The sequence below is a fragment of the Streptomyces sp. NPDC055815 genome, assembly GCF_053616475.1.
The window spans coordinates 1-25,043 of sequence record NZ_JBSHDU010000055.1; the positions used below are offsets into that span (position 1 = coordinate 1).

The window sequence follows — 25,043 nt, forward strand, 5'->3', positions numbered from 1 at the left end:
TGTGGGCAATCGTCCCGCAGGGCGGGACGGGTGGGCACACGGGACGGCGCCCTCAGCGGCGCCTCCGCGTTCCGCGCCTGGACCCGCACCACCGGCTCGCCGTCACCAGGGGTGCGGGTTCAGGCGCGGGAGCCTCTGGCGCCGGCAAGGGCGCCGTTCCGTTGTGCCCACCCGTTCCGCCCCAGCGGAACGATTGCCCACAACGGCGGGGTCAGCCGTCGTACTTGGTTTCCGGGGGGGTGTCCAGGGCCAGGCGGTAGCCGCGCTTCACGACCGTCTGGATCAGCTTCGGCGTCCCGAGGGCCGTACGCAGCCGCGCCATGGCCGTCTCCACGGCGTGTTCGTCGCGCCCCGCGCCCGGCAGCGCGCGCAGGAGGTCGGCGCGGGAGACGACCCAGCCGGGCCGGCGGGCCAGGAGGCCGAGGAGGGCCATCCCGGCGGGCGGGACGGGCCGCAGAGCGCCGTCGACGAGGACCGCGTGCCCGCGGACCTCGATCCGGTGCCCGGCGACCGGCAGGACCCGCGCCCGCCCGGGAAGCTCCCGGCAGAGGAGCTGGACGAGCGGCCCGAGCCGGAAGCGCTCGGGCTGGTACGTGTCGATGCCCTCGGCCTGGAGCGGCAGCGCCGTCACGGGCCCCACGCACACCGCGAGCACGTCGTGCCGGAGCGCGGCGACGAGTGCGTCCCGTACCCCCCGCTCCGCGGCCCGGGAGAAGAGGGAGGCGGCCGCCGGCGCGCTGGTGAAGGTCACCGCGTCGAGGCCGCGCGCGAGGGTCACGTCGAGGAGCCGGTCGAGCGGCCCGAGGTCCTCGGGCGGCATCCAGCGGTAGACGGGGACGCCGACGACCTCCGCGCCGCCCGCCGTGAGGGCCTCCACGAAGCCGGGCAGGGGCTCCCCGTGCAGCTGGAGGGCGATCCGGCGGCCGGCGACGCCTTCGGCGAGGAGCCGGTCGAGGACCTCGGCCATGGACTCCGAGGAGGGCGACCAGGACTCGGTGAGTCCTGCGGCCCGTACGGCCCCCTTGACCTTCGGGCCCCGGGCGAGGAGCTCCACACGACGCAGCACGTCGAGGAGCTCCTCCCCGTACCCCCAGCCCTCCGCGGCCTCGATCCAGCCCCGGAAGCCGATCGCCGTGGTGGCGACGACGACGTCCGGGGCGTGGCCGACGAGTTCCTTGGTGGCGGCGAGGAGCTCGGTGTCGTCGGCGAGGGGGACGATCCGCAGGGCGGGTCCGTGGACGACGGCCGCGCCGCGCCGTCGCAGCAGCGCGATCAGCTCGTCGGCGCGGCGTGCCGCGGTGACGCCGACGGTGAAGCCGGCGAGGGGGCCGTGTTCTTGCTCGTCCATGGGGCCTGAGCCTGACGGGGACGCGTGACGGTCTCGGTTCGCCCGTATTTCCTGGTCGTTACGGTCCGCGCCGGGCATGGGGGGTCACACCCGGGCGTAGCCGGACCGGGACTCCGGCTCCGTGACCGCGGCGGCGGTCTCGGGGACGGCGGCCGGGGCCCGAAGGTATACCGCCCAGGTGACGACCATGCAGGCCGCGTAGAAGGCGAGGAAGGCGACGAAGGCGGCGGTGCCGGTGCCGGCGGTCTGGAAGGACTGGCGGAAGGCGAGGTTGATGCCGAGCCCGCCGAGCGCGCCGACGGCGCCGATGAGGCCCATGGAGGCGCCGGAGAGCCGTCGTCCGTAGGCTTCGGCGGCTTCGCCCGCGAGGCCCTTGCGGTGTCCCTGGGAGAGGAAGATCGCCGGGATCATCTTGTACGTGGAGCCGTTGCCGAGCCCGCTGAGGACGAAGAGTCCGATGAAGCCGACGAGGAAGACGCCGAGGGACTCGATCACGGAGGCGTAGATCACGACGGCGGTCGCGGCGGCCATGGCGCCGAAGGTCCACAGGGTGATGCGGGCGCCGCCGTGCCGGTCGGCGAGGGTGCCGCCGACGGGCCGGATGAGGGAGCCGAGGAGCGGGCCGATGAAGGTGAGCGAGGCGGCCTGGAGCGGGGTGCGGCCGAACTGGGTCTGGAGGACGAGGCCGAAGGCGAAGCTGTAGCCGATGAAGGAGCCGAAGGTTCCGATGTAGAGGAAGGCCATGATCCAGGTGTGCCGGGCCTTCACGGCCTCCTTCGCGGCGCCGGTGTCGTTCTTCACGGGGGCGAGGTTGTCCATGAAGAGCGCGGCGCAGACGGAGGCGATCACGATGAGCGGCAGGTAGACGCCGAGGACGATCCGGGGGTGCAGGGCCCCGGCGGTGCCGATGACCAGCAGGCCGACGAGCTGGACGACGGGGACGCCGATGTTGCCGCCACCGGCGTTGAGGCCGAGGGCCCAGCCCTTCTTCCGGAGCGGGAAGAAGGCGTTGATGTTGGTCATGGAGGAGGCGAAGTTGCCGCCGCCGACGCCGGTGAGCGCGGCCACGAGGACGAAGGTGGTGTACGAGGTGCCGGGCTCCATCACCGCGAAGGCGAGGGCGGTGGGCAGCAGGAGCAGCAGGGCGCTGACGACCGTCCAGTTCCGGCCGCCGAAGCGGGCGACGGCGAAGGTGTACGGGATCCGGATCAGCGCGCCGGTGAAGGTCGCGGTGGCGATCAGGAAGAACTTCCCGGCCGGGTCGACCCCGTACTTCGGGCCCATGAAGAGCACCATGACCGACCAGAGGCTCCAGATGGAGAAGCCGATGTGCTCGGAGAGCACGGAGAAGAGCAGATTGCGCCGGGCGATCTTCTCCCCCTTCTCCCGCCAGAAGGTCTCGTCCTCCGGTTCCCAGCGTTCGATCCAGCGGCCACCCATCTCGCACCTCCACGGAGTCGGATCCTGATGCGACCGACGGTAGGAAGGGCGCGTTTCAGGCCGGTGCCGTGAGGTGACGGTGGCGGAACCTTGCTCTCACCCGGCGTACGACCCCCCTGTGAGCGCCCCCGCTCTACGCGGGCAGTCCGGGTTCTCCCTCGGGCAGCCAGGAGCCGGGCGGGCGCTCCAGCCAGCCCTCCCGGGCGCCCAGCTCATCGGCGGCCCGGCGCAGGGCGTCGAGGCCGGGGTGGCGGAGTCCCTTGCGCCACACGAGGCTCACGGGTGAGAGGGGGACGGGGTCGACGAGTGGCCGGATCACGCAGTTCGGCATGGGCGGGAAGTCGACGACGGCGAGGACCGGGTCGCCGTACTTGGCCATGAGCCGGCGGAACTCCTCGTGGCCGACGGCGAGCGGTGCGGGCGGGGCGACCTCGATGTCCCGGCCGGCGAAGAGGCGGGCGGCGAGGTCGGTCCACTCGGGCGTGCGGTCGTTTCCCGCGCCGGCGTAGATCCGCAGGCCGGCGAGGCGGGCGAGCGGCACCTCGGGCAGGCCGGCGAGGGGGTGGTCCTCGCGCAGGACCACGGCCATCGGCTCGTACCGGACGAACTGGGAGTCGAGCCGGGCCCGGAGCCGGGCGTCGAGTCCTCCGTACCGGCCGAAGGAGGTGTCGATCCGGCCGGCGAGGAGTGACTGCGCGGCGCCGGTGAGTCCGCTCTCGTAGCGGGCCATCAGCTCCTGTTCTGGGGCGAGTTCGCGAGCCCGGAGGAGGATGCGCTCCTGGACGAGGCCGGGGCTGTTGAGGTCGACGAGGAGCGGTCGGGGCGCGGCGCGGAAGGCGTCGCTGAGCTCGTCGTGGGCGGCCAACACCCGGCGGGCGTACGGGAGGAGGCGTTCGCCGTCGGGGGTGAGGGCGACCTGCCGGGTGGTCCGTACGAAGAGTTCGGTGCCCAACTCCCGCTCCAGGCGCCGGATGTCGCGGCTGAGGGCCTGCTGGGCGAGGTAGAGGCGGGCGGCGGCGCGGGTGAAGTGCAGCTCTTCGGCGACGGCGGTGAAGGCGCGCAGCAGACGCGGGTCGGTGGACACCGCCGCATTTAACAACACAGGCGCGTGAATGGCCACCGAGAAGGTGTTGGACCGGCGGGGCCGTGCGGACGGAGCCTTGTCGCATGCCGCAACCGGACCTCACCCTCACCCCGGCGGGCCCGGCCCTCGCCCCCCGCTACCGCGAGCGCGACCGGCCCGCCGTCCTCCCCCTCAACCCCTACCTCCGCCTCTTCACCCACCCCGGCACCCGCGCCTTCACCGCCGGGAACCTGATCGCCCGGCTGCCCATGGGCATGTTCGGCGTCAGCGCCGTGATCATGATCGCGGCGGCGTACGGCTCCTACGCCCTGGCCGGCGCGGTCACCGCCACCGGCCTCGCCGTCGGCTCCGTCACCGGCCCGCTGATCGCCCGGCTCGTCGACCGGTACGGCCAGGCCAGGATCGCGGTCCCTGCCACCGCCTACGCGGTCCTGGGTCATCTGGTCCTGCTGCTCTGCGTCCACGAGAAGGCCCCCGCCTGGGCGCTGTTCCTCACCACCGCCGTCACCGCGACCACCCCGAACACGGGCGGCATGTCCCGGGCCCGCTGGGCGCACCTCTTCCGCGACGACCCGGACGCGCTGCACACCGCGAACGCCTTCGAGCAGGCCGCCGACGAGCTCTGCTACATGATCGGCCCGGTGCTCGCCGCCGTCCTCTGCTCGGCGCTCTTCCCGGAGGCGGGCACGCTCACCGCGGCCGCCCTCTTCCTCGGCGGCGTCCTGGTCTTCGCCGCCCAGCGCTCCACCGAACCCCCGGTCGCGCCCCGCACCACGGCCGGTTCCCCGCTGCGCGCCCCCGGCATGGCGCCGCTGCTCGCGGTCTTCCTCGCCACGGGAGCGGTCTTCGGCTCCATGGAGGTGGTCACCCTCGCGTACGTGGACGGCCCCGTCGCGGGACCGGTCCTCGCCCTCCAGGCCGCGGGCTCCTGCGCGGCCGGCCTCCTCTACGGCCGGGCCCGCCGGACGGCCCGGCTGCGCACCTGTCTGACCGCGATGACCGTCCTGATGGCGATGCCGCTGCTCGCCGCCTCGACCGGCTTCCTGCCCGCCCTGGCCGCCGGCCTCCTCCTGGCGGGCATGGCGACGGCCCCGACGATGGTGACGGGCATGGGCCTGGTCCAGCGCCTCACGCCCGCGGCCCAGCTCAACGAGGGCATGACCCTCGCCGTGACCGCCCTCCTGGCGGGCATCGCGACCGGCTCGGCCACCGGCGGCTGGGCCGCCGACCACGCGCCCTTCGCGTCCTTCGGCTTCCTGATCCCGGTGACGGCGGCGGCGGTGGCCCTGGCTCTGTGTACGGCGACCGGGGTGGGCCGCCGTACACAGAAGAGGTCCTAGCTCTGCCGCAGCGGCGCCATCGGCACCTGCACCCCGTACGCGGTCGCGCCGGTCCCTGCGCCGCCCTCGCACCCGTCGGGCTCCTGGGTGCCGAGGCCGCGGGTGGACGGCTTCTCGGCGGCCCAGAACATGTAGCCGAGGAGCCCCGGGGTGGTCCCGGCCCCGTTCGGCGCCGCGTTCCGCACCCAGTCCCCGGTCGCCTTCTGGAGCGAGTTCGCGAAGTCGACACACTCCGGCAGCGGGCTGCGCCCATACGCCAGGTAGAGCCCCGCCGTGCTGTGCTTGCCCGGGGGACGACCCCCGGACCCCCAGCACGGAGCGGCGCACCCTCACCGAGACCTGCGCGAGGGCCACGACCGGCGGCTGAACGAGCGGCTTCCCTCGTCCGAGTGACGTCCGCGCACAGACCCGGGCGGGTACGGTTTCAGATGTACGCCCGTAGCGGAGGAGACCGCCCATGAGCGCTCAGCACGCCGAACCCGCCCACCCCACGGCCCCCCGTCTGAGAACGGTCGGGGACATACGTGCCGCGCTGCGCCAGGGGCGCGGTTTCCCGGGCGACGCGGAGAGCTTCGAAGCCGACCTGGCTCGCGCTCTGGACGCCTCCACCCCTACTGACCTGCACCGCGTAGCCGACGTGCTCAACGAATACGCGGGCAGCATCGCGGCGTACTCGGACCCCGAGTTCGACGCAGCGGTGGAGGAAGGCCTCGATCTGATCGCCGAGATCAAGAAGGGGGGTCCGCTGTCTTGAGCCGACGCACCGCAATCGCCGAGATCACCGCAGGCGCGGCACGGCGATTGAAGCTCCTCGGGCCTGTTGCGGAGGAAGCGGTCGAGTCACTTCGCCAGGAACTCGAGTACGCACCCCGCCTGGGTGTCCGGCGCGGACCTGTCCGGGGCACAGGAGAGGCGACTGCCTACCGGACCCGTATCGAGGGGCGCCCCGGTATGCCCGGACTGACCGTCGTGTACCTGTACCTGCCCCAGCCACCACCTCCCGCCGTGGCGATCATCACGGTCACGCCGGACGACTCCGATCCGGACGAGTAGCAGGACGGCATGACAAAGGCCCGGCGGTCGAGGTGACCACCGGGCCTGTGCCCACATGGGATGAGTGGAGATGGCGGGAATCGAACCCGCGTCCAACGGTGCGGAATCAGGGCTTCTCCGTGTGCAGTCTGGTACGAGTTTCTCAGCCCTCCGGATCACCCAGACAAGTCCGGAACGGGCTCAGTCACTGTTTGATTTCCCTCTCACCCCCGTGACCGGGGCGAGAGGTTTAGATCCCTAAATGACGCCAGGATCCGGGTCGGGACCACCCCCGGGCTGACGCTCCTCACAGAGGCTTCTGTTCGTTACCTAAAATTAGGCAGCGAGGGCGAAGCGGGAGTTATCGCTCTTGGTGTTGGCGATTATTGGTTGCGACATATGGTTTACGAGATCATTGCCGCTTCCTCGACACGCTTCCCACTGCTTCGACATCCGCTGTCGAAACCGATCATCCCCATGTTGTTTTTTCAAAGGTCGCACCCTTGGTGGGGTGCAGGTCCCATCGTACGTGACCGACGGGTCCGCTTGCCAGCGTATTAACCGCGCTCGGCGGCCTGGGCCGCCCGCTGCCGCCGACGGGCCGACGCGATCGCCCGGTTCGTCTCGCGCGTGTCCTGCTTCTCCCGCAGGGTCTGCCGCTTGTCGTACTCCTTCTTGCCCTTGGCCAGCGCGATCTCGCACTTCACCCGGCCGTTCAGGAAGTACAGCGAGAGGGGCACGATCGTGTGACCCGTCTCCTGCGACTTCGACTCCAGCTTGTCGATCTCGGCCCGGTGCAGCAGCAGCTTCCGCTTCCGCTTCGCGTGGTGGTTGGTCCAGCTGCCCTGCAGGTACTCGGGCACGTGGATGTTGTGCAGCCACGCCTCGTGGCCGTCGATCTGGACGAAGCCGTCGACCAGCGAGGCCCGGCCCATGCGCAGCGACTTCACCTCGGTGCCCATGAGCACCACACCGCACTCGTAGGTGTCGATGATGTGGTAGTCGTGCCGCGCCTTCTTGTTCTGCGCGATGAGCTTGCGCTCAGGCGCCTTGTCCGATGTCTTCTTCGCAGGCTTGCCCTGCACGTTCACGAGTCCCTTTGCCATAGTGCGGCCATTTTCGCACTACGAGCCCCCTCCGAGGCCACTCAATACCGTTCTCGCCCGCTCCTCGGCCCGCTCCCCCACCGCCAGGTCCGGCGCGATGCCACGGCCGTCGACCGCGTGGCCGGCGGGGGTGCGGTAGTGGCCGACGGTCAGCTCGGCGACGGAACCGTCGGGCAGGGCGCTCGGCATCTGCACCGAACCCTTGCCGAAGGTCCGCGAGCCCACGGTGACCGCCCGGCCCCGGTCCTGGAGGGCGCCCGTGAGCAGCTCGGCCGCGCTCATCGTGCCCCCGTCGATCAGCGCCACCAGGGGCCTGCCGGTGTCACCGCCGCCCTCCGCGTACACGGCCCGCTGCTCGCCCTTCACGTCGTACGTGGCGACGAGACCGCCGTCGAGGAACGCGGACGCGGCGACGGCCGCCTCGGCGACGAGGCCGCCCGAGTTGCCCCGCAGGTCCAGGAGGACCCCGGCGCCGGCGGGGGCGGCCCGTACCGCGTCACGCACGCGCGTGCCCGCGCCCTTGGTGAAGGCGGCGACCCGGATCAGCACGGTCCCGTCGTCGAGACGACGGACGGTGACCGGATCCGTGGCGAGCCGGGCCCTGTGCAGGGTCTGCGTCCAGACCGCCCGGCCGCGCTCGACGCGCAGGCCGACGGCCGAACCGGGCACGCCGTCCCCCCGCAGCAGGGAGACGACCTCGGACACGGAAAGCCCCTCGACCGACCGCCCGTCGACGGCGACGAGCCGGTCGCCGGCCCGCAGCCCGGCCCGCTCGGCGGGCCCCCCGGCCTGCACCCGCGTCACCCGCACGCCACCCGCCCCGGACCGCCCGGCGGAGAGCCCGACCCCGGTGTAGGCGCCGTCGAGGGCCTGCTCGAACTCGGCGTACTCCTTCTTGTCGTACACCGCACCCCAGCGGTCCCCGCTGCGGCTGACGAACTCCTCGGCGGCCTGCTTGCCGGACTTCCCGTCGGCCATGGCAGCGGCCGCGGCCCTGCTGAGCGCGGCACTGTCGACGGTCGCACCGTCCGGACCCCGGCCCGGCACCGCCCGCCGCTCGGCACTCGCGGACTCCTGCCGGGGCAGCACCCCGGTGGCGGCGGCCGTGGCGAGCACCCCGGTGAACACCAACGTCAGAACGGCCCCGCGGACGACTCCACGGGGCCGGATACAAAAGGGTGCGGACCCGGCCGGCATGGCGCCCACTCTAGGACAAACGAAAGGCGCCGCACGGGCTTTGCCCGTACGACGCCCTCCACCGTCAGAAGTGTCTTCTCACACCTTCAGGTACTTGCGCAGCGCGATGAAGGCGGCCACGGCGGGCATCAGGAGGCCGATGGCGATCACCAGGGGCAGCTTCGCGAGGACGGCGTCCCAGCCGATGAAGTTGACGAGCTGCATCTTCTCGGCGAGCGCGATGCCGTGGTCGATCAGGAAGTACCGGCCGACGAGCAGCAGCACACAGGCAACGGCGCCGCCGAGGAGACCGGCGAACGCGGCCTCCATGATGAACGGCATCTGGATGTAGAAGCTGGACGCGCCGACCAGCCGCATGATGCCGGTCTCGCGGCGGCGGCTGAAGGCCGAGACGCGGACCGTGTTGACGATCAGCATCAGCGCGATGATCAGCATCAGGCCCATGACACCGAGGGCGGCGATGTTCATGCCGTTCATCAGGTCGAAGAGGTTCTGCAGGATGTTCCGCTGGTCCTGGACCGACTCGACGCCGTCGCGGCCGGCGAAGGCCGTGGCGACGACCTTGTACTTCTCCGGGTCCTTGAGCTTGACCCGGAACGACTCCTGCATCTGGTCCGGCGTCACCACGGAGGCGATGGCGGTGTCGCCGTACTGCTCCTTGTAGTGCTTGAAGGCCTCGCTGGCGGTCTCCTTCTGGACGGACTCGACGATGTCCATCTTCTTCAGATCGGCCTCGATCTGATCCCTCTGCTCCTTGGTGACCGCGCCCTTGGCGCACTTGGCCGCCGTGGCCGCGTCCGCCTTGTTGCAGAGGAAGATGGAGACGTTGACCTTGTCGTACCAGTAGTCCTTCATCGTGCTGACCTGCTCACGCATGAGCAGCGCACCGCCGAACAGGGCGAGCGAGAGGGCCACGGAGACGATGACGGCGAAGGTCATCGTCAGGTTGCGACGGAGACCGACGCCGATCTCCGAGAGCACGAACTGAGCGCGCATGGTGTTCTGGATCCCCCGCCGTCAGTGCTGGTAGCCGTAGACGCCGCGCGCCTGGTCACGGACGAGGCGGCCCTTTTCGAGCTCGATGACGCGCTTGCGCATCTGGTCGACGATGTTCTGGTCGTGGGTCGCCATGACGACGGTGGTCCCTGTCCTGTTGATGCGGTCGAGCAGCTTCATGATGCCGACGGAGGTCTGCGGGTCGAGGTTGCCGGTGGGCTCGTCGGCGATCAGCAGCATCGGCCGGTTGACGAAGGCCCGGGCGATGGCGACGCGCTGCTGCTCACCACCGGAGAGCTCGCCCGGCATCCGGTCCTCCTTGCCGCCGAGTCCGACCAGGTCGAGCACCTGCGGCACGGCCTTGCGGATCTCGCCGCGCGGCTTGCCGATGACCTCCTGGGCGAAGGCCACGTTCTCGGCGACGGTCTTGTTGGGCAGCAGGCGGAAGTCCTGGAAGACGGTGCCCAGCTGGCGCCGCATCTGCGGCACCTTCCAGTTGGAGAGCCGGGCCAGGTCCTTGCCGAGGACGTGCACCTGGCCCTGGCTGGCGCGCTCCTCACGCAGGAGCAGTCGCAGGAAAGTCGACTTTCCGGAGCCGGAGGAACCGACGAGGAAGACGAACTCCCCCTTCTCGATCTCCAGGGAGACATCCCGGAGCGCGGGGCGGCTCTGCTTCGGATAGGACTTGGAGACGTTGTCGAATCGGATCACGGATGCACCACGGTCGGCCGGGAGTAGGTGTGCGTGACCTTACGCGACCGGGGATGGCCCGCGCAGTCGCGGTCCTGACTTGCGACGTTTATCCTTTTCACCCTTCCGGGCGGAAGGCGGTCCGTCGGACGGGGCGCGCCGAAACGCCGCGAAGCTGGCACAGTGGTAGGGGGAACGTCCGGGCCCCTCCGGACGTTGTCCTGGTGTGTACCCCAGTGCGGGAGGAGGAGAGCGCATGACCTACGACCGACTGGTGTGCGCCAACTGCGCGGCCCCGGTCGCCGAGGGCCGCTGCCCCGTCTGCCGCGCGAACCGGGAGCGTCTGACCCCTCAGGGTCTTTCGCCCGCGATGCTGCTGACGCTGGCGATCGCGCTGCTCGCGGCGATCGCGCTGCTCGCCGCGGTGCAGGCGGCCTGACCGGAGGGCGTACGCAGCCCACACGAGCCGGAACCACGCGAAAGGGCCGGGGAGCTCGCTCCCCGGCCCTTCGTCATGCGTCTACGCGCCTCAGACGGCGGCGCGACCGCCGCCCACGAGACGCGGCAGCATACGGAAGCCGATGCCGCCGGCGATCATGGTCGCGGCACCGATGATCAGGAACGAGGTCTCGGCCGCACCGGTCTCGGCGAGCTCCTCCTTGGCCTGACCCTGCTGGACGGGCTGCGAGCCGGCCTGGTCGGTGTCGGTGTTGTTCGGGGTGTCCACGCACTCGGCGCCGTCGAGGTCGACGGTGCAGGTGCCGGCGCCACCGTCGGTGGTCGAGCTGCCACTGGTGGTGGAGCCCGTGCTCGACGTCGACGAGGTCGAGGACGACGACGAAGAGGACGACGAGGACGGGTCGCCCGAGGTCGACGACGACGAGGACGACGGCTGGCCCGAGGTCGACGACGAAGAGGACGACGAGGACGAGGACGACGAAGAGGACGACGACGAGGACGGGTCGCCCGAGGTGGTCGTCGTCGAGGACGACGGGTCACCCGAGGTGGTCGTCGAGGAGGACGGGTCACCCGAAGTCGTCGTCGTGGAAGAGGACGGGTCGCCCGAGGTGGTCGTCGTCGAGGACGACGGGTCACCCGAGGTCGTCGTCGAGGACGACGGGTCACCCGAGGTGGTCGTCGTCGAAGAGGACGGGTCACCCGAGGTCGTCGACGCCGCCGCAGCAGCGGCACCGCCGGAGATCCCGCCGCCGATCACGGCGGTGGCGTCTTCCTCGTTGTCCAGGGCGTCCTGGATGCCGAGGCCCGCGTCCTGCGTCTGCTCGGTTCCGAATCCGCCGACGGCCTGCGCGGCACCGGCCGCCGTCAGGGACGCACCGGCGATGATCACGGCACTGGCCGCGACCCGCACCAGGCGGACTCGCGTCTTGTTGGTCATCTGGCTGCTACCCCCAGTAGCTCATCTCGTCATGGGGCAGCGCTCGTGGCCCCGCGCAGCAGGGGTATGTCACGACTGGACCGGCCCCCGTTCACACGCGTCCCAGAAAAGCGCATGCCAGTACGCCACCCTTCCGAGTTTCCGATGAAGCGTCAAGGTCGTTGCGCGTGCGATGCCCGAAAGATCACCAGGTGACCGACATGCGACGATGCAACTGTGACGTAAACCCGGAACTCCGGGCCCGACGAGGGCAGTTCCCTTGTCGACAAAGCGCCCCGACGGCCTCCGTTCCGCTTGCGTCAGCGAATACGCGGGAGGCACCGGAACGGCACCGGGCCCCGCACCGTGAGAGGTGCGGGGCCCGGGCTCGTACGACCGAGGGGACTACTTGTCCTGCTGCTTGCGCCAGCGGATGCCGGCCTCCAGGAAGCCGTCGATCTCGCCGTCCAGGACGGACTGCGGGTTGCCGACCTCGAACTCCGTACGGAGGTCCTTGACCATCTGGTACGGGTGGAGCACGTACGAACGCATCTGGTTGCCCCAGGAGCTGCCGCTGTCCTTGAGGGCGTCCATCTTGGCCCGCTCCTCCTGGCGCTGGCGCTCAAGGAGCTTGGCCTGGAGGACGTTCATGGCGCTCGCCTTGTTCTGGATCTGGGAGCGCTCGTTCTGGCAGGAGACGACGATGCCGGTCGGGAGGTGCGTGATGCGCACGGCCGAGTCGGTCGTGTTGACGCCCTGGCCGCCGGGGCCGGAGGCGCGGTACACGTCGACGCGCAGGTCCGACTCCTCGATCTCGACGTGGTCCGAGGACTCGACGACCGGGAGGATCTCGACGCCGGCGAAGGACGTCTGACGGCGGCCCTGGTTGTCGAAGGGCGAGATGCGGACGAGCCGGTGGGTGCCCTGCTCGACGGAGAGCGTGCCGTAGGCGTACGGGGCCTTCACGACGAAGGTGGTGGACTTGATGCCCGCCTCTTCCGCGTACGAGGTCTCGTAGATCTCCGTCGGGTAGCCGTGGCGCTCCGCCCAGCGCAGGTACATGCGCTGGAGCCGCTCGGCGAAGTCGGAGGCGTCGACGCCGCCGGCCTCGGCCCGGATGTTGACCAGGGCCTCGCGCTCGTCGTACTCGCCGGAGAGGAGGGTACGGACCTCCATCTCGTCGAGCGCCTTGCGGACGGAGGCCAGCTCCGTCTCGGCCTCGGCGAGCGTGTCCGGGTCGTCCATCTCCTCGGCGAGCTCGAAGAGCACCCCGAGGTCGTCGATCCGGCCGCGCAGGGTCTCGGCCTTGCGGACCTCGGCCTGGAGGTGCGAAAGCTTGCTCGTGATCTTCTGCGCCGCCTCCGGGTCGTCCCACAGGGACGGGGCCGCGGCCTGCTCTTCGAGCACGGCGATGTCGGCCCTCAGCTTCTCGAGGTCCAGGACGGCCTCGATCGACCCCATGGTCGAGGAGAGGGACTTCAGCTCTTCGGATACATCGACGACTGCCACGCGTCCAGCGTAACGGCTCGCCGCCGGTACTACGGCAGGGAGGACTGCTTGGAGTCCTGCGGCGGGGCCTCCGCGTCCCCGGAGGCCGCCAGGTAGCCGCCCGCGCCGAGCGCGCCGGCGACCACGACCGCCGCGACGGCGAGGGTGATCCGTCTCTTGCGGACCGCGCCCGCCTTGTGGCGGGCCGAGCCCGGCCGCCGGGCCCCGGATGGGCGCGGGGCGCGGGCGGTGCCGAGGGGGCCGCCGGAGAGCTCGTCGGGGGCCGGGACCCGCATGGAGGTGTGGGTGTCGCGGTTGGAGTCGGCTGAGGCGCCGGGGACGAGCGGGACGGCGGCGCGGCGCGGGCCGGGCTCGCCCGTGCCCGTACCGGTGGCGTACGTGTCCTCCTCGTACGGCTCAGGGGCCGGCTCCGCGTCCGGTTCGTCGACGTCGAGCGGCGGGATGCCCTTGAGTAGCGGCAGGACGTCGCCCAGGCGGGCGGCGAGCTCGGAGGCGCGCAGCCGGGAGGCCGGGGCCTTGGCGAGGCACTGGACGATCAGCTGCCACAGCTCCTCGGGGATGCCGGGCAGCGGGACGACGGTCTCGGTGACGTGGCGGCGCAGGACCGCGCCGGGGTGGCCGCCGCCGAACGGGGTGAAGCCGGCGAGCAGCTCGTACAGGACGGTCGCGAGGGCGTAGATGTCGACGGCGGCGCGCGGCGGGAGGCCCTCGACGATCTCGGGGGCGAGGTAGTCGGGGGTGCCGATGATCCGGGTGGCCTTGGTGCGGCCGGGGGTGTCGATCAGCTTGGCGATGCCGAAGTCGGTGAGGAGGGCGGGGTGGGCGCCGCCGGGGCCGAGCGGGCCCTCCATGTCGAGCAGGATGTTCTCCGGCTTGACGTCGCGGTGGACGACGCCGGCCTTGTGGGCGGCGGCGAGGGCCTCGGCGACGTCCTTGACGATCGCGACGGCGGCCTCGGGCGCGAGGCGCCGCTCGCGGTCGAGGCGGGTGCGCAGGTCGGTGCCGCGGACGAGGTCCATGACGAGGGCGAGGTCCGTGCCGTCGACGACGAGGTCGCGGACCTTGACCACCCGGGGGTGGTCGAGGCCGAGCAGGGCGGTTCTCTCCTGGACGAAGCGGGCGACGAGCTCCTGGTCGGAGGCCAGGTCCTCGCGCAGGAGTTTGACGGCGACGGGCCCTTCGGGTCCCTCGCCGAGCCACACCGTTCCGGCGCTGCCCCGCCCGAGGATCTGGTGGGCGGTGTAGCGGCTGCCGATGTTCCGTGCCAAGACTGCTCCCTCAGCGGCTGCGGTTCTCGACAAAGCTACGCGTCCACGGCCGCCGGTCTCGACCTCCGAGGGGAAATCACCCCTCGGAAGTCGACAAATCGGCAGCGTTACTGCCCCGTACCGCCGGTAGTACCCCCGGAACCGGTGGCTTCGCCGATCGAGGAGATCCAGTCGGTGACCGTCGAGATGCCGTCGCCGATGGCCTCCCAGTAGCCCTTGCCCTGGGCGATCCAGTCCTGGAGCGGGGTGAGCTCCCAGACGAGCCAGCCGGCGACCACGAACAGGACGATCATGATCAGGCAGCCCTTGAGGCAGCCGAGGCCGGGGATGTGCACCGGGTTGGCGCTGCGCTGGCGCGGCGGGCGCGGCTCGCGGGGCGCGGGGGCCTGGGGCGGCGGCTGGGGCGGCTGGTACTGCTGCTGGGGCGGGGCGTACTGCTGCGGCGGGGGCGGCGGGGGTGCGTACTGCTGGGGCTGCTGCTGGTACGGCTGGGGCTGCGGCGGCCGCTGCTGCTGGGCGGGGCGCTGCTGGTACTGCTGCGGCTGCTGGCCGTGCTGCTGGCCGTACGGGCCGGGCCGGGCGTCCTGCGGTGGCTGCTGCTGGCGCTGCGGGCGGCGGCGCAGCGGGTCCTCGCTCGGGTCCAGGTACTGCACCTGGGTCTGCTCGTTGCGGTCGCGGACCTGCCGCAGCTGGCTCTGCCAGGGGTGCGGTTCCTCGGCCGGCGGGTTCTGCGGTACGGGAGGCATGACGGCCGTCGGGTCGGCGGCGCCCACCGGTCCGCCGGTCGGCATGACGCTGGTCGCGGCGGCGGGGTCGTACTGCGGGGGCATCCCGGCGGCGGCCGCGGCGCCGGCGGGCAGCACCTGGGTGGGGTCGGCGGCGCCCGGGGCCTCCGGGGTCGCCGGGACCGGGGCGGGGGCGGGGTCGGGGGCGAGGAGCGCGCCGACGCCCTCCGCGGCCTCGATCTGGGCGGGCGTGGCGTGCACGCCGATGCCGGCGGCGACCGCGCGCAGGCCCCGGGCCAGGTTCACGGCGCTCGGCCGCAGGTCCGGGTTCTTGCTGAGGCAGCGCTCTATGACCGTCCACAGCGGTCCGGGCACGGTCGAGGGCCGGCGCGGCTCCTCGCTGAGGTGCCGGTGGAGGACCTCGAGGGCGGTGCCGCCCGCGAACGGGGGCCGACCGGTGACCAGCTCGTAGAGGAGGATGCCCGCGCCGTAGATGTCGACGGCGGAGGTCTGCGGGCGGCCCTCGGCGGACTCCGGCGCCACGTACGCGGGCGTGCCGACGAACTCGTGGGTGCGGGTGAGGCCCGGGGAGTCCGCGAGGCGCGCGATGCCGAAGTCGGTCAGCATCGGGTGCATCTGGCCGCCCTGCTCGGCGAGCAGCACGTTGGCCGGCTTGAGGTCGCGGTGGACGACGCCGTCGGCGTGGCTGGCGGCGAGCGCGTCGGCGATCTGGGCCGTGAGCAGCGCGGCGGCGACCGGGGTGAGCGGGCCGCTCTCCCGGATGTACCGGTGCAGGTCGGGGCCCTCGACGAGATCCATGACGAGGGCGAGGACATCGCCCTCGACGACCAGGTCGCGGGTGCGCACGATGTTCGGATGGGTGAGCCGGAGCAGCACGGACCGCTCGCGCAGGAAGCGCATCACGATGTCCGCGTCGTTGGCCAGCTCCTCCTTGAGGACCTTGATCGCGACGGTCTCGCCGGGCTGGCCGGGCACGGCCGCCTCGGCGCCCGCCGTCTCCCGCTGGCGGGCTCGCCAGACGGTGCCCGTGGCGCCGCGGCCGAGCGGCTCCTCGAGCAGGTACTTGCTGCCGATAGGCCGCACGTCACGCGCTCCCTGCTGATCGTGGTCCTGGGGTGGTTCCTGAGCTGTCCCCGGGGTCCCTGTCCTCTGTTGTGACCCCGTCCGGGTGTCCGACCCACTTTAGTGCCGCCGAACGGGTCACAGGCCGGTCGTCCACAGGCCGATTCCGATGCCGTGTCCGAGCCTCGCCGGGGGTCCTGAGCGAACGGAACTCGTCCCGAACTTGTCCGGAAGAAGACGCTCCACAGGGGTCGACGGTTGCCACGCATGCTCCGAAGGCATGCCCAACCAGGCTATTTCTCGTCCACCGCCGACCATTCAAGATCACTTGTGGCCGACCCGCGGGCGTGTTGTCGGTGGCAGGTGCGAGGATGCCTACAGCACGTCGCATCGACGGGGTCGGGAGCCCCCGCGCCGTGCCGACCTGTACCGGGCGACGCGTCCGTGCCGGGTGGGGGGAGACACAGGGCGGTTCCCCCCTGCCGGGCCAGCTCGCGCAGAAGGGACCGCTGACGGCGATGCAGATCCGGCTGACCGTCCTCGCGCCGTACGCCGGCCACGGCGCCGGGCGCGCCTGCGACGTGCTCGTCACGGCCCCCGCCGGGACGGCCCTCGCCGCCGTGGCCTCGAACCTCGCCGCCGCCGTCACCGGCCCCGAGACCTCCGCCTCGGGCACCACCGTGCTCTACGCGGGCGCGGAGCGGCTCGACAACCGACGCTGCGTGCTCGGCGAACCCCCGCTGGTCGACGGCGCGGTCCTCTCCCTCCAGGTCCCGGGACCGGACGACCGGGCCGACGAGGCGGCCGCGGCCCGGCTGCACGTGGTGGCGGGCCCCGACGCGGGCGGGGTGCACCTGCTGCACGGCGGAACGATCAGAATCGGCCGTTCCGTCGACGCCGACGTGCCGCTCGACGACCCGGACGTCTCCCGCTCCCACTGCACGGTGACCGTCGGCCAGGACGGCCGGGTCACGGTCGCCGACCACGGCTCCACGAACGGGACGACGCTCGACGGCGTGCCCGTCGACGACCGCCCCGTCCCCCTCCGCCCGGGCGCGCTGCTGCGCCTCGGCGAGTCCGCCCTCCGCCTGACGGGCCCCGGCGGCACCACCGAGGCCACGGACGTGGTGGGGACGGCCCCGGACGGCGAGGGCCACCTGCGCGTCGCGCACGCGACGGACCTGCCGGACCGGCCCGAGCCGGTGGGACCGGCGGACGACGCCACCCACGGCGGGGCGCGCGGCATCGCGTACGGCGAGGTCTACGACGGGGGCCACGCGCACGCGGGAGACCCCGGTATCTCCCTCCACGACGGCGGCGAGCCGCACGGCAGGACCCGGGACCGGGGCGAGACGCCCACGACGCCCGCCGCGTCCGCGCGCGGCGGCGGCAAGCGCGGGCTCGGCGCCTGGGCCCGGCGCCTCGCGGGCGGCCGCGAGGAGCCCCCGGCCACCGACGCCCACGCCACCCACTCCTCGCCGGACACGCACGCCCACACCTGGACCGGCCCCGGCGCGCGGGCCGGCGCCCCCGGCCCCGTACCGGGCGCCGACACCTGGCCCGACCCGGCCACCGTCCTGCTCACCGCCCTCGGCCCCGGCCCCCGGCTCTGGGAGCGGACCCAGGACCACCCCGAGTCCCTGGTGGTCCGGCTCGGCACCACCGACCGCGCCGAACTCTCCGGCGTGCCCGTCACCGTCGGCCTCCGCGAGGCCGGATCCCTCGGCCTGGCCGGCCCCGGCGACCGGCTCACCGGGCTCGCGCGCTCGGTCGTGGCCCAGCTCGCCGCCCTGCACTCCCCCTCCGACCTGGAGATCGTGCTCATCAGCGCCGACCGGAACCGGCCCCTGGAGGCGCGCCGCCGCGCCTGGGGCTGGCTCGGCTGGCTCCCGCACGTCCGGCCCGCCCACGGCCAGGACTGCCGGCTGCTCCTGGCGTACGACCGCGAGCAGGCCCAGGCCCGTACGGCCGAGCTGACCCGGCGCCTCGACGACGGCCCGCTCGGCCCCGGCTGGCCCAGCGCCGACCGCGCGTCCGTCGCCGAGGCCGCGGCCCGCCACGACGGGCCGACGACGGTCGTGATCGTCGACGGCGACCCCGGTTCGGCGGCCCTGCGCGAGACGGTCGCGCGCCTCGCGGGCGTCGGCGCGGCGGCCGGCATCCACCTGCTGTGCCTCGCCGAGGCCCCCGCCGCCACGCCGGACTCGCCGGTGGCCGCCACGTACGAGGCCGCGTGCGCCGCTTCCCTCGCCTTCCGCGAGTGCGGGGCCGCCGCGCTCCTCAGCGGCGACGTGGCGACGGCGCTGCGGCTGCTCCGGACCTCCGGCGGGCGGCTGGCCGGCCACGGCACCGTCGGCGTCGTCGACGCGGTCTCCGTCGCCTGGGCCGAGCGGTTCGGCCGGGCCCTCGCCCCGCTGCGCCCCGAGACGGCGGCGGCCCCGGGCACCCGAGCGGCCGCGCTGCCCCCTTCCTCCCGCCTGCTGGACGAACTCGGGCTCGCCCGGGCCACGCCCGCCTCCCTGATGGCCCGCTGGGCCTCGGCAGGGGACGGCACGGCGGTCCTGGGCGCGGGCCCGCGCGGCCCGCTGTCCGTGGACCTCACGGCGGAGGGTCCGCACCTGCTGATCGAGGGCCCGGCGGGCAGCGGGCGCACGGAGCTGCTCCGCTCGATCGCCGCCTCCCTCGCGGCGGGCGGCCGCCCGGACCGGCTGGGCCTGCTCCTCGTGGACGGCGCGGGCGGGGAGCGCGGCGAGGGCCTCGCGGTCTGTACGGAGCTGCCGCACGTCACCGAGCACCTGGTGGCCTCGGACCCGGTACGGATGCGGGAGTTCGCGCAGGCGCTGGGCGCCGAGCTGAAGCGCAGGGCGGAGCTCCTGGGCGACGCCCACTTCGCCGACCGCCGGGGGGTGGCGCGGGCCGCCGACCGGCTGATCGGTCAGCGCGCCCCGAGCGCGGCGGAATCCGTGCCGCAGGGCGCCCGCGCGACGGCCCGCGTCCCGGACGCCGGCGACCTGACGGACCGCCCGAGCGGCCGCACGCTCCGCACGGGCGACGGCCCGATCGGCGCCCTTCCGAACGCCCGGGCCCCGTACCAGGGCGCGGACGACGTACAGGGCCGCGGCAGCGGCCGTCTCCCGCACCCGAGCACGGGAGACGTCACCACCCGCTCCAGCGGCCGCGTGCCGTACCCGGGCGCCGACGACGTCAACACCCGCACGAGCGGCCGAGTCCCGCACCCCGGCGCCGACGACGTCACCGGTCGCTCCAGCGGCCGCGTTCCCTACCCCGGCGCCGACGACCTCAACAGCCGTGCCAGCGGGCGCGTTTCCGGTGATCTCACGGATCACCCGAGCGGGCGGGTCCCCCGGGCCGGTGATCTCAGCGACCGCCCGAGCGGCCGCGTCGCTCGTACGGGTGAGCTGAGCGACCGGTCCAGCGGGCGCGTCCCGCGGGCCGGGGACGGGTTGCCGAACGAGCGGTCCGGCGGGGGCGCGTTCCTCGCCGACACGCCCAGCGGGCGGCTGCCGCGGCGCGAGGGCGGGGCCCTCGACGAGCGCCCGAGCAGCCGGACCCTCCGCACCGGCGACGGGGACCTTTCGGACCACCCGAGCGGCCGCGTGCCGCGCGCGGCGGGTGCGGACGACGTGACGGGCCGGTCGAGCGGCCGGGTCCCGTACCCGAACACGGACGACGTGACGGGCCGGTCGAGCGGCCGCGTCCCGTACCCGAACGCGGACGACGTGACCAGCCGCACCAGCGGCCGGGTCCCCTACCCCACCGCCGACGACGTCACCGCCCGCACCAGCGGCCGCGTCCCGTACCCCGGCGCCGACAACGCCAGTGGCCGGATCCCGCACCCCTCCGCCGAGGACGCCGGTGCGCGGGTCCCCCGGACCGGCCCCGGCGAGCAGGCGTCCGCGCGGGCGCTGCCGCGGCTCGTCGTGCTCGTCGACGACTTCGACGCCCTGGTCGCGCCCGCGCTCGGCGCCCCCGGCCGGCCCGCCGCCGGGTCCGTCGTGCGGGCCCTGGAGGCCGTCGCGCGGAACGGTGAGCGGCTCGGGGTGCACCTCGTCGCGACGTCGGCGCGCCCGGACAGGACCGCCGACACGGAGCTGGCCCACGGGGCCCGGCTGCGGATCGTGCTCGACCCGCCCCCGGTGGCGGCGGGCCCGGACGTGCCGGCGGCCGGGCGGGGCCGGCTCGGGCATCCGGACGGCCGGGTGACCCCCTTCCAGGCGGGCCGCGTCACGGGCCGGATCCCCCGGACGGCGACGCTCCGCCCGACGGTGGTCCCGCTGGAGTGGGAGCGGATGGGCGACCCGCCGACCCGTCGCCCGGTCCGCGAGCTGGGCAACGGGCCGACGGACCTGGCCCTCCTGGCGAGCGCGCTCGACCGGGCCGCGCGTTCGGTCGAGGCGACGCCCGTGCCCCCGCTCACCCCGGCCACGCACGGCTGACGGTACGTCACGAGGGCATCACAATCGCACACATGACCGCCCAGGACGCGGAAGGCGGTATTGCGGGGCCCCGCGGCCCGGCGTAGACCTGTCGGACGGACAGCGAAGCGCACGGGAGAGACGGGGCAGCGATGCGTACAACTCTTCGTCCACGCAAGGCCGCAGTGACGTTAACGACGCTCGCCGCCCTCGTCGCCCTCGCGGGCTGCGGCGGCGAGAGCGCGAAGGACCCACAGCCCGCGCCCGACCGCGAACTCTCCCTCAAGGGCGAGAGGATCGAGGTCGCCGCCGTCTGGACGGGCCCCGAGCAGGAGAACTTCGCCAAGGTCCTGAAGGAGTTCGAGAAGCGCACCGGCGCCACGGTCACCTTCGTGCCCGCGCAGGACCCGATCGTGAACTTCCTCGGTACGAAGATCGCCGGCGGTTCGCCGCCCGACGTGGCGATGCTCCCGCAGGTGGGCGCGATCCAGCAGGCCGCCGCCCAGAAGTGGCTGAAGCCGGTCGGCCCGGACGCCAAGGCCCAGCTGGCGGCGAACTACTCGCGCGGCTGGCAGGAGCTCGGCGCGGTGGACGGCACCCAGTACGGGGTGTACTTCAAGGCCGCCAACAAGTCCCTGGTCTGGTACAACACCGCCGTGTTCGACGGCGCGGGCGCCGCCGAGCCGAAGACCTGGAAGGAGTTCCTCGCCACCGCCGAGACGATCTCGGCCTCCGGCGTGACCCCGGTCTCGATCGGCGGCGCGGACGGCTGGACCCTCACCGACTGGTTCGAGAACGTCTACCTGTCGCAGGCGGGACCGGCCAAGTACGACCAGCTGGCGAAGCACGAGATCAAGTGGACGGACCCGTCCGTCGCGGCCGCCCTGAAGACGCTCGCCGAGCTCTTCGGCAACCGGACGCTGATCGCGGGCGGCCCCGAAGGCGCGCTGCAGACGGAGTACCCGGCCTCGGTCACCCAGGCCTTCACGGGCGGCGACCAGCCCAAGGGGGCGATGGTCTTCGAGGGCGACTTCGCGGCCGTCAACATCGCCCAGACGAAGGCGGAGATCGGGAAGGACGCGAAGGTCTTCCCGTTCCCGAAGGTCGGTGACGCGGGCACGGCGCCGGTGGTGACGGCCGGCGACGCGGCCGTGGCCCTGAAGGACACGAAGGGTGCGCAGGCGCTGCTCGCCTTCCTGGCCTCCCCGGACGCGGCGAAGATCTGGGCGGCCGAGGGCGGGTTCCTCTCCCCCAACAAGAACCTGGACCCGGCGGCGTACCCGAACGACGTCCAGCGCGAGATCGCCAAGGCGCTCATCGGCGCCGGGGACGACTTCCGCTTCGACATGTCGGACCAGATGCCGCAGTCCTTCGGCGGGACGCCGGGCAAGGGCGAGTGGAAGGCGCTCCAGGACTTCCTGAAGAACCCGAAGGACATCGCGGGGACGCAGGCGCGCCTGGAGGCGGACGCGGCGAAGGCCTACAAGGGCTGAGGCCGACATGCCGGCCACCGGGACCAGGCCCAGGACCAGGGTCGTGGCGGCGGGTTTCCTGCTGCCCGCCCTGCTCCTCCTCGGCGCGCTCGTCGTCTACCCGATCGGGTACTCCGTCCGGCGGTCGCTCTTCGACCGCTCGGACTCGTCCTTCGTCGGCCTCGACAACTACCTGGCGCTCGTCACCGACGACTCGCTCCGCACCGCCGTCCGCAACAACCTGATCTGGCTGCTCGTGGCCCCGGCGGTGGCCACCGCGCTCGGTCTGGTCTTCGCGGTGCTCACCGAACGCGTCCGCTGGGGGACGGCGTTCAAGCTGGTCGTCTTCATGCCGATGGCGATCTCGATGCTGGCCGCGGGGATCATCTTCCGGCTCGTCTACGAGCAGGACCCGGACCGCGGGGTGGCCAACGCCGTCTGGGTCGGCGTCCACGACACCTTCGCCGAGTCCTCCGGCTTCCCGAAGGCCCGCCCGCTGCCCGTGCACCCGCTGAAGCGGGCCGGCGGCGGCGCGTACGAGACGAAGGAGCCGGTACGGGCGGGGGTGCCGGTGCTGCTGCCGCTGGTCGGGGTGGCTCCGGCGCGGATGCCGCAGGACGCCCGCCCGGCGCACGCGCCCACCGGCTCCGGCGCGGAGATCACCGGAACGGCCTGGCTGGACTTCACCCGGGGCGGCGGCGGGAAGCCGAACGCGGTCGACCCGAAGGAGCTGGGCCTTAAGGGGCTGCGGATCGAGGCCGTACGGGACGGGAAGGTGGTCGCCACGGCCACGGCGGCGGCCGACGGCAGCTTCAGCCTGCCCGCCGACCGCGCCGACGGAGCCGTGCTGCGGCTGCCCGCGAGCAACTTCCGGGAGCAGTACAACGGCGTGGAGTGGCTGGGCCCCTCGCTCGTCACCCCGGCCGTCATCGGGGCGTACGTGTGGATGTGGGCCGGGTTCGCGATGGTCCTGATCGGCGCCGGGCTCGCGGCCGTACCGCGCGAGCTCCTGGAGGCGGCGCGGGTGGACGGGGCGAACGAGTGGCAGGTGTTCCGGCGGATCACGGTGCCGCTGCTCGCGCCGGTCCTCGTGGTCGTCCTCGTCACGCTGATGATCAACGTGCTCAAGGTCTTCGACCTGGTCTTCGTCATCGCGCCGGGTTCGGCACAGGACGACGCGAACGTGCTGGCGCTCCAGCTGTACCGCTCGTCGTTCGGCACGGACGCGGATCTCGGGGTCGGCTCGGCGATCTCCGTCGTGCTGCTCCTGCTGGTGCTGCCGGTGATGGTGGTCAACATCCGCCGCATCCGAAGGGAGTCCCGTCGATGAAGGGCTTCGCGGCAAGGGCCTCGGCGCGTGTGACGGGCGGAGCCGTCCGGGTCTTCCTGCTCCTGACCGGCCTGTTCTGGCTGCTGCCGACGGTCGGGCTGCTGCTCTCCTCGCTCCGCTCGCCCTCCGACATCGCGGCGAGCGGCTGGTGGCAGGTGTTCACGGCCCCGGCCCAGCTGACCACCGAGAACTACGGCCGGCTCCTCGCGAACGACACGATCACCGGCTCGCTCGTCTCCACCGTCCTGATCACCGTCCCGGCCACCCTCCTCGTCCTGCTCATCGGCTCACTCGCCGGTTACGCCTTCGCGTGGCTGGAGTTCCCGGGCCGGGACTGGTGGTTCCTGGGCGTGGTGGCGCTGCTCGTGGTCCCGGTGCAGGTGGCCCTGGTGCCGGTGTCGAAGCTGTTCGGCGCGGTGGGGCTGTTCGAGACGACGGCCGGAGTGGTCCTCTTCCACACGGCCTTCGGCCTGCCGTTCGCGATCTTCCTGCTGCGGAACTTCTTCGCGGAGATCCCGCGCGAGCTCCTGGAGGCGGCGCGGCTCGACGGGGCGGGCGAGATCCGGCTCTTCACGCGCGTGGTGCTGCCGCTGGGCGGTCCGGCGATCGCCTCGCTGGGGATCTTCCAGTTCCTGTGGGTGTGGAACGACATGCTGATCGCGCTGATCTTCGCGGACTCGCAGTCCCCGCCGATCACGGTGGCGCTGCAGCAGCAGGTGCGCCAGTTCGGCAACAACGTGGACGTGCTCGCGCCGGGGGCGTTCGTGTCGATGGTGGTGCCGCTGGTGGTGTTCTTCGCGTTCCAGCGACAGTTCGCGTCCGGGGTGATGGCGGGCGCGGTGAAGTAGGGCCTCAGCTCGTGAGCGCCGCGACCGCCGCGCGCGCGAGCTCGTCCGCGTACCCCTTCGGCAGGGGCGTACGGACGACGACGAGGCGCCAGTAGAGCGGGCCGACGACCAGGTCGAGGGCCTTGCCCGGGTCGGTGCCCTCGGGGAGTTCGCCGCGCGCGACGGCCTCGCGGACGACCTGGGTCATGACGCCCTGCTGCCCGTCGAGCAGCACGGCCTTGACGGTCTCGGCGATCTCGGGGTGCCGGGCGGCCTCGACGAGCAGGTCGGGGATGACCTGGGAGGCGACCGGGTGCCGCAGGGCATGCGAGGCCACTTCGAGGAGGGCGCGCACGTCCCCGTACAGGGAGCCGCTGGCGGGGGCCGGCAGGCCCTGGGCGGCGAAGGCGCCGACGAGGTCGAGGACGAGGGCGAGCTTGGACTTCCAGCGCCGGTAGACGGCCGTCTTGCCGACTCCCGCGCGGCGCGCGATGCCCTCGATGGACATCCGGGCGTAGCCGACGGCCGCGAGCTCCTCGAAGACGGCGGCGCGGATGGCCTCGGTCACGTCCTCGCGGAGTACGGCGGCTCCGGCGGGGGCGCGGCGGGGGGTCGGATCGGTCATGGACGGCATCCTAGCCAACCTCGACATCCCGGCGGCGTTACGACGAGACGGTTGCGTTCCGACGTCCGGGCGTCCTACTGTCCCCGTAGCGACGATACGGACCCGTTCCATCGCCGACGGCATCACGCGCCCGGCCCCCGCACGCCGGGACCGGCACGCC

At 72.9% G+C, this 25,043-nt stretch carries 21 protein-coding genes and 1 other RNA gene; 8 read left to right on the plus strand and 14 right to left on the minus strand.

Features of this window, described 5'->3' with window-relative positions:
• Positions 1-211 precede the first annotated feature (211 nt).
• The 3 genes from ACWGN5_RS29060 to ACWGN5_RS29070 all read right to left on the minus strand — a co-directional run bounded on the left by ACWGN5_RS29060 (position 212) and on the right by ACWGN5_RS29070 (position 3,872).
• Positions 212-1,348 (minus strand): uroporphyrinogen-III synthase, encoded by a 1,137-nt coding sequence (locus ACWGN5_RS29060; RefSeq protein ID WP_453520529.1) that lies wholly within the window; start codon positions 1,346-1,348, stop codon positions 212-214.
• An 84-nt stretch (positions 1,349-1,432) separates the two neighbouring features.
• Positions 1,433-2,788, minus strand: coding sequence for a nitrate/nitrite transporter (locus ACWGN5_RS29065; protein WP_453520532.1), 1,356 nt, complete (start codon positions 2,786-2,788; stop codon positions 1,433-1,435).
• A gap of 133 nt (positions 2,789-2,921) precedes the next feature.
• Positions 2,922-3,872 (minus strand): LysR family transcriptional regulator, encoded by a 951-nt coding sequence (locus ACWGN5_RS29070; RefSeq protein ID WP_453520534.1) that lies wholly within the window; start codon positions 3,870-3,872, stop codon positions 2,922-2,924.
• Positions 3,873-3,955: 83 nt separating this feature from the next.
• On the opposite strand from ACWGN5_RS29070, the gene ACWGN5_RS29075 reads away from it, so the two are divergent.
• Entirely contained in the window at positions 3,956-5,212 is a 1,257-nt protein-coding gene (locus ACWGN5_RS29075) for an MFS transporter (protein ID WP_453520536.1), read from the plus strand.
• On the opposite strand, the gene ACWGN5_RS29080 is transcribed toward ACWGN5_RS29075, so the two are convergent.
• Entirely contained in the window at positions 5,209-5,397 is a 189-nt protein-coding gene (locus tag ACWGN5_RS29080) for a hypothetical protein (RefSeq protein WP_453520537.1), read from the minus strand. The two genes, ACWGN5_RS29075 and ACWGN5_RS29080, sit on opposite strands and share 4 nt — an antisense overlap.
• Before the next feature lie 272 nt (positions 5,398-5,669).
• Here ACWGN5_RS29080 and ACWGN5_RS29085 point away from each other — a divergent pair, with 272 nt between their 5' ends.
• On the plus strand, positions 5,670-5,966 hold the full coding sequence (locus ACWGN5_RS29085) for a hypothetical protein (protein ID WP_453520540.1): 297 nt from the start codon (positions 5,670-5,672) through the stop codon (positions 5,964-5,966).
• A gap of 361 nt (positions 5,967-6,327) precedes the next feature.
• Here ACWGN5_RS29085 and ssrA read toward each other — a convergent pair.
• From ssrA to ftsE, 5 genes are all read right to left on the minus strand, one after another.
• Positions 6,328-6,721, minus strand: a transfer-messenger RNA (tmRNA) gene (ssrA, locus tag ACWGN5_RS29090).
• A gap of 80 nt (positions 6,722-6,801) precedes the next feature.
• Positions 6,802-7,350, minus strand: a complete 549-nt coding sequence (gene smpB / locus ACWGN5_RS29095) for an SsrA-binding protein SmpB (RefSeq protein WP_453520542.1) — start codon at positions 7,348-7,350, stop codon at positions 6,802-6,804.
• An 18-nt stretch (positions 7,351-7,368) separates the two neighbouring features.
• Positions 7,369-8,547, minus strand: a complete 1,179-nt coding sequence (locus tag ACWGN5_RS29100; RefSeq protein WP_453520544.1) for a S41 family peptidase — start codon at positions 8,545-8,547, stop codon at positions 7,369-7,371.
• A 78-nt stretch (positions 8,548-8,625) separates the two neighbouring features.
• A complete protein-coding gene (gene ftsX, locus ACWGN5_RS29105; protein WP_453520546.1) occupies positions 8,626-9,543 on the minus strand; it encodes a permease-like cell division protein FtsX in 918 nt (305 codons plus the stop codon).
• A 21-nt stretch (positions 9,544-9,564) separates the two neighbouring features.
• A complete protein-coding gene (ftsE, locus tag ACWGN5_RS29110; protein WP_030692056.1) occupies positions 9,565-10,254 on the minus strand; it encodes a cell division ATP-binding protein FtsE in 690 nt (229 codons plus the stop codon).
• 235 nt (positions 10,255-10,489) lie between these two features.
• On the opposite strand from ftsE, the gene ACWGN5_RS29115 reads away from it, so the two are divergent.
• Entirely contained in the window at positions 10,490-10,672 is a 183-nt protein-coding gene (locus ACWGN5_RS29115; protein WP_041129480.1) for a hypothetical protein, read from the plus strand.
• A 90-nt stretch (positions 10,673-10,762) separates the two neighbouring features.
• Here ACWGN5_RS29115 and ACWGN5_RS29120 read toward each other — a convergent pair whose 3' ends face one another.
• Complete coding sequence (locus tag ACWGN5_RS29120) at positions 10,763-10,960, minus strand: LPXTG cell wall anchor domain-containing protein (protein WP_369144525.1); 198 nt, start codon at positions 10,958-10,960, stop codon at positions 10,763-10,765.
• A 79-nt stretch (positions 10,961-11,039) separates the two neighbouring features.
• On the opposite strand from ACWGN5_RS29120, the gene ACWGN5_RS29125 reads away from it, so the two are divergent.
• Positions 11,040-11,777, plus strand: a complete 738-nt coding sequence (locus ACWGN5_RS29125; protein WP_453520551.1) for a hypothetical protein — start codon at positions 11,040-11,042, stop codon at positions 11,775-11,777.
• A gap of 236 nt (positions 11,778-12,013) precedes the next feature.
• Here ACWGN5_RS29125 and prfB read toward each other — a convergent pair whose 3' ends face one another.
• From prfB to ACWGN5_RS29140, 3 genes are all read right to left on the minus strand, one after another.
• The gene (gene prfB / locus ACWGN5_RS29130; protein WP_453520554.1) at positions 12,014-13,117 is read right to left on the minus strand and encodes a peptide chain release factor 2; all 1,104 of its coding nucleotides are present in this window, start codon (positions 13,115-13,117) and stop codon (positions 12,014-12,016) included.
• Between the two features lie 29 nt (positions 13,118-13,146).
• Positions 13,147-14,385: a serine/threonine-protein kinase gene (locus ACWGN5_RS29135; protein ID WP_453520555.1), complete on the minus strand. Its 1,239-nt coding sequence runs from the start codon at positions 14,383-14,385 to the stop codon at positions 13,147-13,149.
• A gap of 107 nt (positions 14,386-14,492) precedes the next feature.
• A complete protein-coding gene (locus ACWGN5_RS29140) occupies positions 14,493-16,214 on the minus strand; it encodes a serine/threonine-protein kinase (RefSeq protein ID WP_453520557.1) in 1,722 nt (573 codons plus the stop codon).
• 497 nt (positions 16,215-16,711) lie between these two features.
• Here ACWGN5_RS29140 and ACWGN5_RS29145 point away from each other — a divergent pair, with 497 nt between their 5' ends.
• From ACWGN5_RS29145 to ACWGN5_RS29160, 4 genes are all read left to right on the plus strand, one after another.
• The gene (locus tag ACWGN5_RS29145) at positions 16,712-20,650 is read left to right on the plus strand and encodes an FHA domain-containing protein (RefSeq protein WP_453520559.1); all 3,939 of its coding nucleotides are present in this window, start codon (positions 16,712-16,714) and stop codon (positions 20,648-20,650) included.
• A gap of 131 nt (positions 20,651-20,781) precedes the next feature.
• Entirely contained in the window at positions 20,782-22,122 is a 1,341-nt protein-coding gene (locus tag ACWGN5_RS29150) for an ABC transporter substrate-binding protein (RefSeq protein ID WP_453520561.1), read from the plus strand.
• A 7-nt stretch (positions 22,123-22,129) separates the two neighbouring features.
• Positions 22,130-23,431, plus strand: coding sequence for a carbohydrate ABC transporter permease (locus tag ACWGN5_RS29155; RefSeq protein ID WP_453520564.1), 1,302 nt, complete (start codon positions 22,130-22,132; stop codon positions 23,429-23,431).
• Entirely contained in the window at positions 23,428-24,279 is an 852-nt protein-coding gene (locus tag ACWGN5_RS29160; RefSeq protein WP_369144531.1) for a carbohydrate ABC transporter permease, read from the plus strand. Before ACWGN5_RS29155 ends, ACWGN5_RS29160 begins: the two co-directional genes overlap by 4 nt.
• Before the next feature lie 4 nt (positions 24,280-24,283).
• Here the strand turns inward: ACWGN5_RS29160 and ACWGN5_RS29165 are convergent, their stop codons facing one another.
• Positions 24,284-24,883 (minus strand): TetR/AcrR family transcriptional regulator, encoded by a 600-nt coding sequence (locus ACWGN5_RS29165; protein ID WP_453520567.1) that lies wholly within the window; start codon positions 24,881-24,883, stop codon positions 24,284-24,286.
• Between the last annotated feature and the right edge of the window lie 160 nt (positions 24,884-25,043).